The organism is Myceligenerans cantabricum (assembly GCF_054777735.1).
The window spans coordinates 319,740-338,378 of sequence record NZ_BAAHAJ010000005.1 but is presented as its reverse complement, the minus strand read 5'-3'; the positions used below and the strand labels follow the sequence as shown (position 1 = coordinate 338,378).

General features: G+C 73.6%; 2 protein-coding genes. Both read left to right on the top strand.

Going from position 1 to position 18,639, the window contains the following annotated elements; genetic code table 11:
• The first annotated feature begins 49 nt into the window (after positions 1-49).
• Positions 50-16,909 (top strand): amino acid adenylation domain-containing protein, encoded by a 16,860-nt coding sequence (locus ACYU96_RS06270; protein WP_460750389.1) that lies wholly within the window; start codon positions 50-52, stop codon positions 16,907-16,909.
• Entirely contained in the window at positions 16,906-18,630 is a 1,725-nt protein-coding gene (locus ACYU96_RS06265; RefSeq protein ID WP_460750386.1) for a polyketide synthase, read from the top strand. Before ACYU96_RS06270 ends, ACYU96_RS06265 begins: the two co-directional genes overlap by 4 nt.
• Positions 18,631-18,639 lie beyond the last annotated feature (9 nt).

The window sequence follows — 18,639 nt, the reverse complement described above, 5'->3', positions numbered from 1 at the left end:
TCCGACCGTCACAGCCAGCAGTACAGCCAGCCGTAGGGAGCACGCAGAGATGAACGTCGTCCCGATGTCGTCGTCGCAGCGAGGAATGTACTTCGACGCCCAGCTCCGGGACGCGTCCGACTATCACGTCGCGCTGCACCTGCGGATCGAGCAGGTCGCGCCCGAGCGGTTCGGCGGCGCGGTCGGGCGGGTGATGGCCGCGCAGCCGGCGCTGCGCAGCGCCGTGCGGAACGTCCGCGGGGGCGTCTCGTACGCCGTCGTGCCCGCGGACGATGTCGAGACGCCGTTCACCTCCCACGACCTGCGGGGCCAGGAGGCCGCCCAGGACGCCTTCGACGCGATCGTGGCCGAGGCGACGGCCGCTCCCTTCGCCCTGGAGACCGCGCCGCTGTTCCGCGTGGTCCACGCCCGGTTCGACGGCGAGGACCAGGCCGTCTTCGTCTGCCACCACCTCGTCGCGGACGGGCTGTCGGTCAGCCACCTGGTCGAGCAGGTCATGCAGCTCGCGCTCGGCGACGACGAGCCGGCCGGGGACGTCGAGGAGGACACCGGGTTCGCCGTCTACCAGGAGAAGCAGACCCGGCGACCCAGCGAGCGCAAGGCCGCCCGCAACCAGGAGTTCTGGGAGAAGAACCTCGCCCGCCAGGCGGCACCGGACCTGACGCACTGGTTCGAGTCCGCCGCGGGCGACGTCGCCGGACGCGAGCTCCGCGTGCCGCTGGACGCCGGGCTGGCCGGCGCGCTGCGGACCTGTGCCCAGGACGCCGAGGTCTCCGAGTACACCGTCTACCTCGGCGTGTTCGGCATGCTGCTCGCGCGGTACGCGCACGCCGACGGCGTCGCCGTGTCCGTCCCGTTCACCGACCGGCCCGCCCTCGAGATCGAGCACAGTGTCGGCTGCTTCATCCGGACGCTGCCCGTGCACGTCGACGTCGCGCCGGACGCAACCCTCCGGGAGCTGCTCGGCAGGCTCAGCAAGGAGGTGCTGGGTACCTGGAAGCACCTCGACCACCCGGTGCCGAGGATGCTGGGCGACCACCCCGCCCTGGCCCGCGTGTTCGACGTGACCTTCATCCACGACAGCTTCGCCTACCCCGACGGCGTGCGCGGCGCGGTGCGGCAGGACCCGGTCCCCTTCCCCGGCACGTTCACCGTCATCGTCGAGCAGATCGACGGCGCCACCGAGCTGGTCTTCCAGTACAAGGAGCCGGTCCTGACCGCGCAGAAGGTCCGCCGGTTCGCCGACCGCTACGTGACCCTGCTCGAGCAGGTCCCCGCCGCGCTGGACGAGCAGGCCGCGTCGCTCCGCGAGTCGGACCCCGCCGCCGACGCCGTCCTGCTGACGGAACTGTCGCAGACGCACTTCTACGACTGGACCCCGGCCCACCTCGGCGACCTGTTCCTCGCGCGGACGACGGCCGACCCTTCAGGGATCGCCTGGTCCGACGCCTCCCGGGAGTACTCGAACGCCTGGGCCCACGACGCGGCCGTCGTCGTGCAGCGCCGCCTGCTCGACCTCACGGGCGGCGCGAAGAAGCGCGTCGCGGTCCTTCTCCCACGCGGTGCCGAGCTGCTCGCCGGAGTCTTCGGCACGGCGCTCGCCGGGTCCGCCTACGTGCCGCTGTCCGCGGGCACGCCCGCCGAGCGGCTCGCGCAGATCTTCGACGACGCGGACATCGCCGTCGTCCTGACCACGTCCGACGCCGACGCCGCCTTTCCCGACGGCGTGGCGCGCCTCGACCTCGACACGATCGGCGAGCTCGTCGCCCTGCGCGACGACGAGCGGGCCGAGACCGGCGAACGGCCCGCCGAGGTCGACGTCTCGCCGGACGACATCCTCTACATCGAGTACACCTCCGGGTCCACGGGCGTCCCCAAGGGCGTCGTCATCACCCACGCCAACATCCAGAACACCGCCCTCGACCTGGAGCGCCGCTTCCCGCTGCGGGCGGACGACGTCTACCTGCTGAAGACGGCCTTCACGTTCGACATCTTCGGCACGGAGGTCTACGGCTGGCTGGTCGGCGCCGGGCGCCTGCACATCCTGCCGCCCGGCCACGAGGGCGACGTCCTCGCGGTGATCGACGCGATCCGGACGGCCGGCGTGACGCACGTGAACTTCACGCCCACCATGCTGCGCATCCTCGTGGGCGCCGCGGAGTCGGACGACCGTGCGGCGGCCCTGACGTCACTGCGGTTCCTGTTCAGCGGTGGTGAGGCGCTGACCTCGGACATCGTCGAACGGTTCGTCGCCCTGCCCCTGACCTGCTCCCTGGAGAACGTCTACGGCCCGACCGAGGCCACGATGTGGGCCACGCACAGCACCATCACCGCTGCGGACACCGCGCGGATCGCCCCGATCGGCACCGCGCTCAACGACTACCGCGTCTACGTCGTGGCGAGCTCCGGTGCGCTGTGCGGCGTCGACCTCCCGGGTGAGGTGTGCATCGCGGGCGCGGGCGTCGGCGTCGGCTACCTGAACCGGGACGAGCTCACCGCGCAGCAGTTCGCCGAGAACCCGTTCTTCGACGAGGCCTCCGACCCCGAGCACATGCGCCGCATGTACCGCACCGGCGACCTCGGCCACCTGCGCGAGGACGGCCGCTTCGCGTTCCTCCGGCGCATCGACCGGCAGGTCAAGGTCGGCGGCGTGCGGATGGAGCTCGGCGAGGTCGAGCAGGCTCTGCTGCGCACGGACGGCGTCGTCGAGGCGGCCGTGGTGATCGACGACGAAGTCGTCCCGCCGCGGCTGGCGGGCTTCTACACGACGCAGGCCCCGACGGGGGCGGACGCCGGGCTGACCACGGCCGGCGTGCGTGCCGCGCTGGCCCGCAGCCTCGAACCACAGATGATCCCGTCGGTGCTGGTCCCGATGGACGCGCTGCCCACGTCCACGGCGGGCAAGCTGAACCGGCGGGCGCTGAGGGAGCAGCTCGCGGACAGGAGCACCGCCGCGCCGGACGTGTCCGGCGCCACCGGTGCGTCCGCCGTGCCTGCCGCTGCCGCACCTGCCGCGACCGGCGGGACCTCCGCGACCGAGCGGGTCGCGGCGCTCTGGCGGACCGCGCTCGGCACGAGCGCTCTCGACCCGGACGCCTCGTTCTTCGAACAGGGCGGGAACTCGCTGAGCCTGATGAGCCTGCAGGTGGAGCTGAACGAGGAGTTCGGGCGCGAGGTCCGGATCACCGACCTGCTCAAGCACACCACGGTCGAGGAGCAGGCGGGACTGTTCGCGGATCTCGCGGATCTCGCGGAGCCCGCGCACCGGGAGCCCGCCGAGCCGGCTGAGCCTGCCGCGTCCGCCGGGGCTCCCGAGCCCGCCGCGGCTCCTGCGGCCCCGGCCGCCGCGGCCCGCGACATCGCCGTCATCGGCATCGGCATCCAGGTCCCCGGCGCCCGCGACGTGCACGAGTTCTGGGAGAACCTCCGGCGCGGCGACGAGAGCATCACGTTCTACGACGACGACGAGCTGCGTGCGCTCGGCGTCCCAGAGCACGACATCGCGCACCCCGGCTACGTGAAGGCCATCGGGCGCGTCGACGGCGTCGACGAGTTCGACCACCGGCTCTTCGGCATCCCGCCGGCCGAGGTCGACGTCACCTCGCCCCAGCTCCGCCTGCTGTACGAGACCTTCTGGCAGGCGTGCGAGGACGCCGGCTACGACCCGCGGGCGCTGCCCGGCAGGGTCGGGGTGTTCGCGGGCGGGAACGACGACTTCGCCTGGTACCAGGACAAGATCGTGGACACCGGGGCGTTCGGTGACGCGTACGAGAGCTACACGCTGGCCACGAACCACTTCCTCAGCACGCGGCTGTCGTACCTGTTCGACCTGACCGGGCCGTCGATGTCGGCCCTCACCGGATGCTCGACGTCGCTCCTCACGGTGCACCTGGCCGTGCAGTCGCTGCGCCTGGGCGAGTGCGACCTGGCAGTGGCGGGCGGCGCGACCGTCGAGCTGCCGAACGACGGCGGATACCACTACGTCGACGGCATGATGTTCTCCCCGGACGGACACTGCCGGCCGTTCGACGCCGGCGCCGCCGGGACCATGTTCTCCAACGGGGCGTCGCTCCTGGTGCTCAAGCCGGCCGACGCCGCCCTGCGCGACGGCGACCAGATCTACGGCGTCATCAAGGGCTCGGCCGTCGGGAACGACGGTCGGCGCAAGCTCTCCTACACGGCTCCCAGCGAGGACGGCCAGTACGAGACCATCCGGGCCGCGTACGACTCGGCGGGGATCGACCCGGCGAGCGTGACGTACGTCGAGGCGCACGGGACGGGAACGCTGCTCGGCGACCCGATCGAGGTGGCCTCGCTGACCCGGGCGTTCTCCGGCAGCGCCGCGGGCTCGACGGCGCTCGGCTCCGTCAAGGGGAACGTGGGGCACATGGACTCCGCCGCGGGCGCCGTGGGCCTGGCCAAGGTCGCCCTCAGCCTGCGGCACCGGTACGTGCCCGGCACCCGCAACTACGCGGAGCCCAACCCCAACATCGACTTCGGGGCCACCCCGTTCCGGGTCACGAGCGAAGGACAGGTCTGGCGCGGCAACAACCTGCGCGCCGGAGTGAACTCCTTCGGCGTCGGAGGGACCAACGTGCACATGATCGTCGAAGAGGCCCCGGCACGCGGGGCGACCCAGGACAACCCGTACGAGGTGCTGCAGTTCTCGGCAGCGAGCCCCGAGGCGCTGGACCGTACGGCGGACGCCGTCGTCCGGCACGTGGCGGGGGACGACGGCGTGTCCCTCGGCGACACCGCGCGCACGCTGCGCGGCCGCGCTGAGCTGGCGTACCGCAAGACGATGGTCGTCTCGGCGGCGGAGCCGCGCGACGCGGAGCGGTGGGCGAAGCGCGTCGCCTCGGCCCAGACCGTGCAGGCGGCACCGGGTGCTGCCGGGACCGGCGAGGGATCCGGGACGCGCACCGTGCTGCTGTTCTCCGGGCAGGGGAACCAGTACCAGGCGATGGGCCGCGAGCTGTACGGCAGCGACAGCCCGTCCGGCCGGGTGTTCCGGCAGTGGATGGACGAGGTCGTCGGCTGCCTGTCCGAGGCCGAGGCCGCCGAGTTCCGCGAGGTGCTGTACGGCGCCGAGGACGACGGGCGGATCCACCGCACCGAGTGGTCACAGCTCGCGCTGTTCGGCTCGCAGCTCGCCGCCGCGAAGGTGCTGGAGGCGTTCGGCGTGGTCCCCGACGTGATGGTGGGGCACAGCATCGGCGAGCTGACCGCAGCAGCGGTCGCGGGGGTGTGGAGCCTGGGCGACGCCGTGCGGCTCGTCCGTGAGCGGGGCTCGCTCATGCAGGCGGCGGAACCGGGCGTGATGATGGCAGTGCTCGCGCCCGCCTCCCAGGTCAGGGGACTGATCGAACCGGTGGACGGGGTCTGGCTGTCGCTGGACAACTCCGCCGAGCGGTCCGTCCTGGGGATGCGCGCCGACGTGTTCGACGACGTCGTCCGGCGCCTCGACGAGGCCGGGATGCGCGGTATCCGGCTGCAGACGTCGCACGCCTTCCACACGCCGATGATGGCCGACGCCGCGAAGGCCTTCGAAGCGGCCGTCGCCGGGGTGGAGACGCATGACCCGGCGGTCCCGATCATCTCGAACCGCACCGGCCGGGTGGCGCAGCCGGGCGAGATGACCGACCCGGCCTACTGGGGCGAGCACATCACCGGTGAGGTCCGGTTCGCCGAGAGCCTCGCGACGCTGCTGGCCGACGGTCCGCTGTTCGGCATCGAGATGGGGCCGGGCCCGAGCCTCTCGACGTTCGCGGCGCACGATCCGGCCCGGCGACCCGACCAGGTGTTCGTCAACGTGCTGAAGCACGCGGCGGAGACCGACGCGGACGAGGCCTGGCTGCTGTCCTGCCTCGGCACGCTCTGGGCCTCGGGCCTCGCGGTCGACTGGACCCACCACACCACGGGCCGCCGCGTCTCCCTGCCTCACTACTCCTTCGACCGCCACCCTCACCCGGTGCGGCTCTCGAACGGCTCCGGCCTCCTCGCCGCCTCCCCGCTCGCCGCGGCCACCGACCGGCGCGGTGGTGCCTCCGGTCCCGCGGCCGAGTCTTCCGGAGGCGCCGCCTCGGGGACGGGTGCCCGCGACGGAGGGCGCCACGGCACGGAAGGTCCGGCCTCGGCAGGAGGAGCGGCGCCCGGGAGCGAGGCGGACCTCGTCGCCACCGTGCAGGGCGGCTTCACCTCGGTGCTCGGGTACGAGGAGATCGACGCCGACGCCGACTTCTTCTCGCTCGGCGGGGACTCGCTCAAGGCGACGGGTCTCGCCGCGCAGCTCGCGTCCCGGCTCGGGGTGGCCGTCACCGTCGCGGACGTGTTCGCGGCGTCCACACCCGCCAGGCTCGCGGCACGGTTCGCGGAGACGGTGCGGGCCCGGGCCGGTGGCGCGCCGTCGTCCGACGTCCACGGCATCAGGCCGGCGCCCGAGCAGGCCGACTACCCGGTGAGCCCCGCGCAGGCGCGCATGTACGTCGCGGCACAGCTCGACCCGGCGACGCTCGTCTACAACATGGCCTCGGCGACCTGGCTCGACGGCGCGCTCGACCCGGCGGGGCTCCGTACCGCCCTGTCGCGGCTGGTCGAGCGGCACGAGCCGCTGCGCACCACCTTCGCCCTGCGCGCCGGCGAGATCCGGCAGTCCGTCGCGGCCCCCGGCGCCTCCGGCCCGCTGCCGCTCACGTTCACCGCCGGGGACGACGTCGGGCAGGATGCCGTCGACGGGTACATGGACCGCTTCGTGCGGCCGTTCGACCTGGCGTCCGGTCCGCTGTTCCGGATGGAGGTCGTGGACGGGGGAGAGCGCGGCAGCCTCCTGCTGTTCGACATCCACCATGTCGTGGCCGACGCCGTGTCCGCCGAGATCATCGCCCGCGACCTCAGCGCGCTGTACTCCGGCGAGCTGGAGCCGCTCGCGGTGCAGTACAAGGACGTCGTCATGGACGACGACGAGGACCGGGCACGCTCGCTCGCCGAGGGTGAGGCGCACCTGCTCGCCGCCCTGCGGGACGCACCCACGGCCGAGCTGCTCGCCACGGACCACCCGCGCGGCGCCGCTCAGGAGGCGTCGGCCGGCCGGGTGGCCCTGCGCCTCGACCCCGCCCGCACGGGCAGCGTGCGGTCCCTCGCGGAGTCGCACGACGCGACGCCGTTCATGGTGCTGCTGTCCGCCTGGGGGGCGACCCTGGCGCGCTACGCCGAGTGCGACGACCTCGTGATCGGCGCGCCGGTCACCGGACGGACCCTCGCGGAGACGCAGGAGATGGTCGGCATGTTCGTCAACATGATGCCGATCCGGCTCCGCCCGGTACCGACGACGTCGTTCGGCGACTACCTCGCCGCGAGCCGGGTCTCCGTGCTGGACGCGCTCGCGCACCAGGACGTGCCGTTCGACCGGCTGGTCGACGGGCTCGGGCTGGAGCGGACGCCCGGGCGCCACCCGCTGTGCGACGTCTCGTTCGACTACCACAACATGGAGCGGCACGACGTCGCGATCGACGGGATCGCGGCCCGCGAGCTCGAGGTGAGCCCCGCCGGCGTGGGCATGGACCTCGTGATCACCTGCACCGAGACCGACGAGGGCCTGACCGTGGAGATCGACTACGCGGCCGAGCTGTTCGACCGCGCGACGGTCGAGCACCTCGCCGCCCGGTTCGACGCGCTCCTCGCGGGGGTGTGCGGCGACGACACCCGGCCGCTCGCGCACGTGCCGCTCTACTCGCAGGCCGAGCACGAGGCGATCCGCGGGCGGCTGACCGCCGCGGAGCCCACGCCGGTCCACGAGCTGATCGCCCGCCGGGCGGCACAGGCCCCGGACGCGACCGCCGTCGTCGACGCGAACGGCGACCGATACACCTTCTCCCAGCTCGACGGCATGGCGAACGCGCAGGCCGCACGCCTGATCGAGGCCGGGCTGCGGCTCGGGGAGCACGTGGCGCTGTTCACGCGGCGGGACGTGAATCTCCTGGTCGCGCAGCTCGCCATCGTCAAGGCGGGTGGAGCCTACCTGCCGATCGACCCGGAGCAGCCGGTCGCGCGGCAGGAACGCATCGTGGCCGACGCCGCGCCGCGGTTCGCCTTCGCGGAGCCGGACCTCGCGGCGGTGCGCGGCTGGTCGGTCATGGACCGGGAGAGCGGCAGCTCCGACGGCCGCTCGCGCGACGACCGGCCGACCACGTCGCGCGTCGTCCTCGACATCACGCGCTGCACCGAGCGGACCGCACCCGCCCCGGCCGCGGCCCCCGCCGTCGGCGCCGACGACCCGGTCTACGCGGTGTACACCTCGGGATCGACCGGCCGGCCCAAGGGCATCTCGGTGAAGCACCGGGGCGTCAGCAACCTGTGGCGCGACCACGCAGAGCGGGGCATCTTCGCCCCCGGCGACGTGATCATCAGCCTCGCCGACCCGACGTTCGACATCTTCACCTTCGAGAGCCTGCTGCCCCTGGCCTCGGGCGCGGCCGTGCACATGTGCCCGGCCGGTGACCAGAAGGACGCCGCCGCGATCGCGGAGCGTGTCGCCGCCCACGGGGTGACGCACCTCCAGGTGCCGGTCTCCAAGATGGCGGCGCTGTGCGGCAACCGCCGGTTCCGCGCGCAGCTCCCCGCGCTGCGGGTGGTCGTCTGCGGCGGCGAGCACTTCTCCGAGAACCTGCTCACCCTGCTGCGGGACGAGAGCAGCGCGCGCGTCTTCAACATGTACGGGCCCACCGAGACCACGGTGACGACGACCGTCAAGGAGTTCGCCCCCGGAGACGACGTGACGATCGGCAGCGCCGTGTCCGGCTCGGCCGTGCTCGTCGCCGGCGAGGACGGCATGATCCAGCCCGACGGCGTGCCCGGAGAGCTGTGCGTCGCGGGCGAAGGGCTCGCCGCCGGCTACCTCAACGACCCCGAGAAGACCGCGGCCGCGTTCACCACCCTCCGTGAGCTTCCCGGTCTGCGCGTCTACCGCACCGGCGACGCCGGGTACCGCCGTCCCGACGGCGAGATCGTGCTCGCCGGCCGGCTCGACCACCAGGTCAAGGTCAACGGCAACCGCATCGAGCTCGGCGAGATCGAGAAGACCGCGATGCGGGTCGACGGCGTCACCTACGCCGTCGTCACCGTGACCGGCGGCGACCTCGTGCTGCACTACACGTCCGACGGCGGGGCCGACCGGTCCGCCGCGATCCTCGCCGAGATCACCGCCGCGCTGCCGGGGTACATGAAGCCGGCGCGCCTGCGCCGCCTCGACGCGATGCCGAAGCTGCCCAACAAGAAGGTCGACCGGTCGGCGCTGGCCGCTGCGTCGCCGGACCCGACCGGTCCGGCACCCGCCGAGCCGGACGCCGGCACCGCAGTCCTGCCCCCCACCCCCGGGAGTGACCTGGCCATGGAACAGTCCCCGCCCGCGCCGTCCGACGTGCTCGGCGTGATCCTCCAGGTGTGGCAGGAGGTGCTCGGGCACCGCGTGCGGGAGTCCGACAACTTCTTCGACGCCGGCGGCAACTCCTACAAGCTCATGCTGGTCAACAACCGCCTCGGCGAGGAGCTGCAGCGGGACGTCCCGCTGGTCCGCCTCTTCGAGAACCCCACCCCGCGCAGCCTCGCGGACGCCCTGGGCGCCGCCACCGCGGGCCCGGCCGGCTCCCGGCGAGGGAGCGGCGACCGTCCCGGCCGGTCCGCCGGCCCGGCAGGAGGGGACGGGCGAGACGCCGACTTCCCGGTGGCGGCGACCACCTCGGCGGCGGTCGCCGGGGCCGCTGCCGGGCGGGCTGCCGCGTCCCGCCGCGTGGGGGCGCCGGGTCCCGACGCCGCGACCGGCACCGCCGGACCGGAGCCCGCGGGCGAGACCGGTGCGATCGGCGTCGTCGACCTCGCGAACTTCTCCTCCTGGGAGGACCGCAGCACGCCTGCCCACGACCCGGACGCGCGCAAGATCGCCGTGATCGGCCTGGCCGGCGTCCTGCCCGGCGCCACCAGCATCGCCCAGCACTGGGACAACCGGTTCGCCGGCCGCGACAGCATCTCCCGCTTCACCCGCGAGGAGCTGCTCGGCTCCGGCTTCGACGAGGCCACGGTCGACGACCCGCGCTACGTCAACGCGCGCGGCTTCGTCGCCGCCGACACGTTCGACGCCGACTTCTTCCAGTACTCCGCGCGCGAGGCCGAGACCATGGACCCGCAGATGCGGCTCCTGCACGAGACCGCCTGGCACGCCCTGGAGGACGGCGGATACGTCCCGGGCGAGGGAGTCGGCGACATCGCCCTCTTCGCCGGCAGCGGCACCAACTTCCCCTGGATGGCCGGCTTCCTCGCCCGCAAGGACGACCCCATCGGCGCGTTCGAGGCGATGACCATGAACGAGAAGGACTTCCTCGCCACCAAGGTCGCCTACAAGCTCGGCCTCACCGGCCCCGCCGTCAACGTGCAGACCGCGTGCTCCACCTCGCTCGTCGCGATCCACGAGGCAGTCAGCAGCCTCCGCAACGGCGAGGCCGACATGGCGCTCGCCGGCGGCGTCGCCCTCAACTTCCCCCGCAAGGAGGGCTACGCCTGGCACGAGGGCATGATCTTCTCGCGCGACGGCGTCTGCCGGCCCTTCTCGCGGGACGCCAACGGCACGGTCTCCGGCCAGGGCTGCGGCGTCGTCCTGCTCAAGCCGCTCGACGCCGCGACCGCCGACGGCGACCACATCTACGCCGTCATCGCCGGCAGCGCGATGAACAACGACGGACGCGCCAAGGTCGGCTACACGGCGCCCAGCGTGCGCGGCCAGGAGGCAGTGATCCGCACGGCGCTGGGCGACGCCGCCGTCGACCCCGACGACGTGGCCTACGTCGAGACCCACGGCACCGGCACCGTGCACGGCGACCCCATCGAGTACGCGGCGCTCGCGTCCGTGTACGGGAAGGGCCGTCCGGTCGCGCTCGGCGCGGCGAAGGCCAACATCGGGCACCTGGACGCCGCCGCAGGCGTAGCCGGGTTCATCGGCGCGATCGGCGTGCTGGCGCGCGGCCAGGTACCGCCCATGGCGAACTTCGCCGGCCTGAACGACGGGATCGACGACGACGGCGCGATCTACGTGCCGACCCGGGCCGCCGTCCCCGAGGGCGGCGTGCGCCTCGCCGCCGTCAGCTCCTTCGGCATCGGCGGCACCAACGCGCACGTCATCCTGGAGGCGGCGCCCGTACGGCCGGAGCTTCCGGGGGACGCCGCCGGCGAGTGGATCCTCCCGGTCTCGGCCCGCACCGAGGACTCCCGGCTCCGGTTGCAGGACGCGCTCGCGGACTTCCTCGCCGACCGCTCGGACCGCGGCGCGCTGGTCCGGGACGCCTCGGCCACGCTCGCCGTCGGCCGTGCGGAGTTCGAGTCCCGCGCCGCCGCGGTCCGCGTCCCGGGCCGGCCGCTGGAGTGGATCGAGCCGACGGCCGCGCCGCTCGTCCTGGACGCTTCGGACGGGGTGCGGCTGACGCTCGCCGCCGCGCCGCGCAAGGACGGCGCTCCTGCCGAGGCCGCCTTCGGCCGGGCGCTCGACCGCATGCTGCGTGTCTTCGACGACGGCCTGCGCGACGACGTGCTGCGGGCGCTCGTCGGCGAGGGCGGTGCCGGAGGCGACAACCCGGCGCTCGACCGGATCGCGCAGTTCGTCGTCCGGGCGGCCGTCGCACGGTTCGCCGGGCACGAGGCCCTGCACGCGTCCGCCGGGAGCGACCGGCTGCTGCGCGTCGCGCTGGCCGTGGAGAGCGTCGAGATCCGTGTCGGCGAGGCGATGCAGCACCTGCGTGCGGGTACCGCGCCCGAGAGGGCCCGGCGCCTCGACCGGCTCGACCCCCGGGCGGCTGCGGCGGCCGGCCGGCCGGCCGCCTGGACCGCCGGGGCCGGGGAGGCGGTGACGCCGCAGCTCCTGGCGCGCCTCCTCGCCTCCCGGTGGGTGCACGGCGCCGACGTCGACCGCGCGAAGTTCACCGCGGCCGGCCGCCGCATCCCGATGCCGGGCTACGCCTTCGCACCGCGCGTCTTCGTCTCCGACGTGCGCTGGGACGAGCTGGGCGCCGTGGGCACCGGCGGAGGTGCGGGTACGACGGCGGCCCTCCCGGGCGCCACGGCTGCCGCCGTCCCGGACACCCCGGTGGTGGTGCCCTCCGCCGGGGCGGTCGTCGCGCTCGCTGACGACCACGAGGCCGCGCTGCGGGACAGCTGGGTCGAGGTGCTCGGGTCGGAGCCCACGGACGACTCCGACTTCCTCCGCTCCGGCGGCGACTCCCTCTCGGCGGTGCGCTTCACCGCCCTGATCGAGAAGCGCACCGGCATTGTGATCACGGTGGGCGAGATGTTCGCCGACGCGACCTATGCCGCGACCCGCGCGCTCCTGGTGGGAAGGGCTCCGGCCGTCGTGCCGGCTGTCCCGGGCGAGCCGGCCGGTGCGTCCACCACCGCGACCGCATCCACCACCCCCGCGGGAGCCGTGCCGGAGTCGCCCGCGTCGCCGGCGCAGCGCCGGATGTACGCCGTCTGCGCGCTGCGCCAGGACGACACCGCGTACAACCTCGGGATCGCCTACCGGGTGACCGGGCGGCTCTACGTCGACCGGCTGCAGGAAGCCTTCCGGCGGCTCGTCGAGCGGCACGAGCAGCTGCGCACCTCGTTCCACCTGTCGGACGACGGCACGCTGGTGCAGCGGGTCCTCGCCGAGACGCCCGACGTCGTCCGGGTCACCGCCGTGACCGCGGAGGACGTCGAGACCCGCCTCGCGGCCGGAGCACGTCCGTTCGACCTGGCCACCGCACCGCTGCTGCGCGTCGAGATCCTCAGCGTGCACGACGACCTGCACTACCTGCTGCTCGACATGCACCACATCGTCGGCGACCAGACCTCGCTCGAGATCATCGCCGGCGACCTCGCCCGCGTGCTGCGCGGCGAGGCGCCGGGCGCGGCGCCCCTGCCCTACGCCGACTACGTCTCCGCGCTGTCCCGCCTGGAGGAGAGCGGCGCGCTCGACGCCGACGCCGAGTTCTTCGCGACGCAGCTGCACGGCGACATCCCCCGCCTCGAGCTGCCGACCGACAGGACGCCGGGCCAGGACGCGACGCTGGACGGCGACCGTCACGTCCTCACCTGCACGACGAGCCGCCAGGCCGTCACCGACCTGGCCCGCGACTGCGGCGCGACGCCGTACATGGTGTTCCTCGCCGCGCTCACCCGGGTGCTCGGGCTGTACAGCGGCCAGCGGGAGTTCCTGCTCGGCACCGCGGTGTCCGGGCGGCACGTCCCGGGCACCGAGCACACGGTCGGGATGTTCGTGAACACCCTCCCGCTGCGGGTCACCGACCTGTCGGAGCGGACGGTCCGCAACGCGGTCGCGGCCGCCAAGGACAGCGCGGCGGCGGTCCTCGGCCACCAGAACGCGCCGTTCGAGGCGGTGCTCGCCCGGCTCGGCATCCAGCCCGGCGGTGACACCAACCCGCTGTTCGACGTCCTGTTCAACTACGTCAGCACGGGCACCGAGGAGCTGGAACTGGACGGCATGCGGATCGAGCCGCTGCCGCACGGGCGGATCAAGAGCCGCTACGCGCTGTCGATCAGCGTGGCGGAGCGCGCCGACGACTTCTCCGTCGACATCGAGTACCGCACCGAGCTGTTCGACGACGCCACGATCGCCCGCCTCGGTACCCAGCTGGACCAGCTCCTGCTCGCCATGACGCAGGACTCCGGCCGCCGGATCGCCGAGCTCAGCCCGGAGACGCCGCAGGAGCGCGACCGGCGCCGGGCGGAGCTGACCGCCGCCGGGCCCGCGATCACCGAGTCGCTGCTGGCGCGGGTCCGCGAGTCCTTCGCCCAGCACGCGGACCGGCCGGCCCTGCGCTGGGAGGGCCAGGAGTGGAGCTACGCGGAGCTGGACCGCGTCACCGACGACCTGGCCGGGGGCCTGCAGGCCACCGGGGTGTCCGTGGGCGACTTCGTCCTCTGCCTGCTGGAGCGCGGCCCCTGGCAGGTCTTCTCCCGCATCGCGCTCATGAAGTGCGGCGCGATCGAGATCCCGCTGGACCCGGCCGTGCCGTCCGAGCGGGTCGCCCACACGCTCGCCGACAGCGGGGCGCGGGTAGTCCTGGCCACGGACCCGGCGTCGTCCGTCCGCCCCGACGGCGGCGTGGCGTACCGTCCCGAGGACCTCACGGGTGGCTACACCCCGCCGGAGGGCGTCGGGCCGGAGTCGCCGCTCGTGATGATCTACACGTCGGGTACGACGGGGCAGCCCAAGGGCACCCTGGTCACCCACGGCGGCGTGCTGAGCACCTGCGCCGACAACGGCTACACGGACTACGCGCCGGGCGAGCGGGTCCTGCACCTGACGGGCTACACGTTCGACCCGTCGCTGCTCGACGTCCACAGCGCGTTCCTCGCCGGCGCGACCCTGGTCATGGGCAGCCAGGCACACAACATGGACATGAACCTCCTGGCGGACTTCCTCCGCGAGGAGAAGGTGGACAAGGGCATCCTCATCACCGCCGTGTTCCACCTGCTCATGGCGGAGCGCCCGGAGGCCGTCGCGGGCATGTCGGCGCTGTACGCCGGCGGCGAGGCGATGCAGCCCTGGGCCGCGCGGCGGGCCTTCGAGGTGCTCGGCGCGGGCAGGCTCTACAACCTGTACGGCCCCACCGAGGCGTCGGTCTGCACCACGTACTTCCGCGTCGACGAACGGCCCGACCACGACCGCATGCCGATCGGCGTCCCCGCCCGCAACCGGGACCTCTACATCGTGCACCCGGACGGCACCGACGTGCCGCGCGGGGTGCCGGGCGAGCTCTGCGTGGGCGGCCCCAGCGTCGCGATCGGCTATCACCAGCGGGCCGAGCTCACGGCCGAGAAGTTCGTGGCGGGGCTGGCCGGCGACCCCGGGACGGTGTACCGCACCGGGGACCGCGTCGTGCTGGACGACGCCGGGCGCATCGTCTACCTCGACCGCATCGACCGGCAGGTCAAGCACGCCGGGTACCGGATCGAGCTGTCGGAGATCGAGCTCGCGCTGCGGGGCTGCCCAGGCGTCGCGGACGCCGTCGTCGTCCACACCAAGGACGGCAACGACAGCCGCCTGACCGGGTTCTGCGCGGGGGAGCCGGCGCGGCCGGAGGCCGCGATCCGGGAGCACCTCCTGACCAAGCTTCCGAGGTACATGGTTCCGCAGCGGATCATCACGCTGCCGGAGCTCCCGCTGACCGCGCACGGCAAGGTCGACCGCGCGCGGCTGACCACCCTGATCGACACCGCGGCGGACGCCGCTCAGGACACGTCCGACGCTCCGGCCGGGTCCGGCTCCGAGGCAGGGGCCGACACTCAGGGCGGGTCCGCCGGTCTCGTCGGGTCCGCAGCTCCGGCCGGGGCCGCCGTCGACGTGCTGGCCGTGTTCCGCGAGGTGCTCGCGGCGTCCGGGCTGACCGGGTCCGACGACTTCTTCGCCGCCGGCGGGCAGTCGCTGCAGGCGATCGCCGTCGTGCGCAGGCTGCGGGAGGCCGGCGTCGAGCTGCAGGTGACCGACCTCTACCGGAACCCGACCGCGGACGGGCTCGCGGCGGCCACCGGCCTCGGGCGCGAGCAGGGTCCGGACCGTCCCGCGCGCACGGAGCGCGCGGCACGCCCCGCCCGGCCGCGCCGCACCGTCACCAGCGAGCAGCTCGCCCGGATCGTCGGCTGGGCCGCGGACGACGCCCGCCGCGTCGCGGAGTCGTTCACCGGTGAGCCCGCCGCGGACAGCTTCGACATCGGCGCCCTCGCACGCCTGCACCACGCCAGCGGCGCGGTGGCCGGCGGCTTCGTCCAGACGGTCACCGGGATCGGCCCGGAGGACCTGAAGGACGCCGTCGAGGCCACCGTGGTCCGCCACGACGCGCTGCGCGCCCGGATCGCCGGGGACCGGTTCGAGATCTCCGGGCCGGACGCGTTCGGCGACCTGTCGGGGCTCGTCCCGGTGCGGGACGTGCGCAGGATCGACCTCGCGCAGGCGGCCGTCGTCGTCGACGACCTGGCGCACGCGCTGCAGGCCGAGCCGTTCGGCGACGGGCTGCTGTGGCGCTGCGCGATCGTCCGGGTGTCCGACGACGAGCTGCGGCTGGTCTGGGCGTTCCACCACGGGGTCTTCGACGGGTTCAGCGCCGGGATCCTGCGCGACGAGACGGAGCGTCTCGCCCGCGGCGAGCAGCTCCCCGAGCCCCGGCAGTTCGGCGCGTTCCTCGCGGAGCTCGGCCGGTCGGCGGGCGACCGGCCGGCAGCGGAGGTCGCCGGGTCCCTGGAGGGCTTCGACCCGGCGGTCTGGCTCACGTCGAACCGCGCGGTGATCGACGCGGTGGTCGCGGAAGGGGCGACGCCGGAGCGGCCGGGCCGCTACAGCATCCCGCTGTCCGACGGCGAGAACCCGCTGTCCGCGGCGCTCTCGGCGCTCCACACCCGGCTCGCCGGGCTGAGCGGCACCGAGCACGTCGCCGTCGGCTTCGTGAACAGCTCGCGGCGCTGGGCCGGTACGGACTGGTCGGACTGCGTCGGCGAGTTCCTGGACGTGGTCCCGGTGATGCTGACCGGCGACGACCAGCCCGCCCTCGCGGACCGGATGGCGGCGGCGCAGGACGCCGGGCTGCACTTCGTCAGCGCGCTGGCGGGTCCCGACGCCACCGGCCCTCAGGACGACGGGACCGATCAGCCGTGGTCCGGGCTCCGGGAGGCCTACTGGAACGAGGCCGGGAAGCTCGACCTGACGCTCGTCAACTTCCAGGGGCACATCCCGTCGCACGAGATCCCCGAGAACACGCCGACCGGGCCCACCCTGGCGCGCACCCACATCAACGTCTGGCACGACGACCTCGCGGTCCACATCGAGTGGATCAGCGACACCCGCGTGCTCGAGGAAGCGGGAGACACCCGATGACCACGCCCACCCTGCCGCCGGCCGGCACGTCCGCCTCCGTGCCCGTCGTCATCACCGGTCTCGCGCTGCGCCTGCCCGGCGCGTCGAACCAGGACGAGTTCTGGCGGCTGCTGGCCGACGGCGTCGACCGCACGGCGCCCGTCAGCGAGGGCCGCCGCGCCCTCGCCCGGGCGCCCCGGTGGGACGACATCATCGGCGAGGTCGACGGGATCGAGCAGTTCGACGCCGAGTTCTTCGGCATCGACGAGCACGAGGCGCGGTTCATGGACCCGCAGCACCGGGTCGGCATGGAGGTCGCCTACGACGCCCTGTGCGACGCCGGTCTCGCCGAGTCCGGCGAGGCCCCGGCCCGCCGCTACTCCGTGCACCTCGCCATGACCGGCAACCCCTACTACGGCCTCGTCTGCCGCTACCTCGACGAGCACGGCCCGGACGGCATGCACCCGCGCACCATCATGAACACCTACCACGGTGCGCTGGCCGCGCGGATCTCCCACCAGTACAACCTCACCGGCCCCGTCATGGGCGTGGACACGGCGTGCTCGTCGTTCCTCACCGCGATCACCCAGGGCGTGCGCGCCATCCGGAGCGAGGGGTGCGACGGCGCCGTCGTCGGCGGGGTCAACCTGCTCAGCGGCGCCTACACGTCGATGCTGTCCAACGCGGGCGGCATCACGACGTCGCACCCGCACACGCGCGTGTTCGACGAGGAGGCGGACGGCACGCTGCTGGGCGAGGGCGCGGTCGTGGTCGTCCTGGAGCGGGAGGACGTCGCGCGGGCGAGGAACCGCAGGATCTACGGGCGGATCGCGGCGCACGCGATCAACAACGACGGCTCCTCGCTGAACATCATGGCGCCGAACCCGCGCGGCCAGGGCGACGTGATCCGCGACGCGTACGAGGACGGCGTCGTCGACCCGACCTCGATCGGCTATATCGAGACGCACGGCACCGGCACCCGGATCGGCGACCCGATCGAGGTGAACGCGCTGTCGAAGATCTACCGCAAGGCGGACTTCGGCGACGCGAAGATCGGTCTCGGCTCCGTCAAGTGCAACATCGGGCACCTGCTGAGCGCCGCCGGCGGCGCCGGCCTCGCGAAGCTCCTGCTCAGCCTGAAGCACGGGCAGATGGCCCCGAACCTGCACCTCACGACGACGAACCCGCTGCTCCGCCTGGACAAGACGCCGTTCGAGGTGGTGACGTCGCCGAGGCCCTGGCCGCAGGTGGACGGGCGGCCGCGCGCCGGTGCGATCACCTCGCTCGGTCTCGGCGGGACGAACGTGCACGTCGTGATCGAGGAGACCGGCGACGGCGGCCGCCCGCGCGGTGAGCTGCCGGAACCGGTGGTCTGTCTCTCGGCGAAGTCCGAGGACGCGCTGCGGCAGATGCTCAAGGAGGTCGAGGCGCACAGCGCCGACGGTGCCGACCCGTACGACCTCGCGATGACGCTGGCCCGGTTCCGCCCGGCGTACGCCTGGCGCGCGACCGCCACCCTCGACCCGGCGACCGGAGCGATGGCCGACGTCCACGTGAACCACGTCGCCCGACCCGACCGGCGCCCCAAGGGTGAACCGCCCCGCACGCTCGGGGCCGCCGCGGAGCGGTTCCTGCACGGCGGAGCGATCGACTGGACGCAGTTCTTCCCCGACGGGACCGGGACGATCGTCGGCCTCGATCCCTATCCCTTCTCCCGCACGCCGTACTGGCTCGACATCTGAACCACCGAG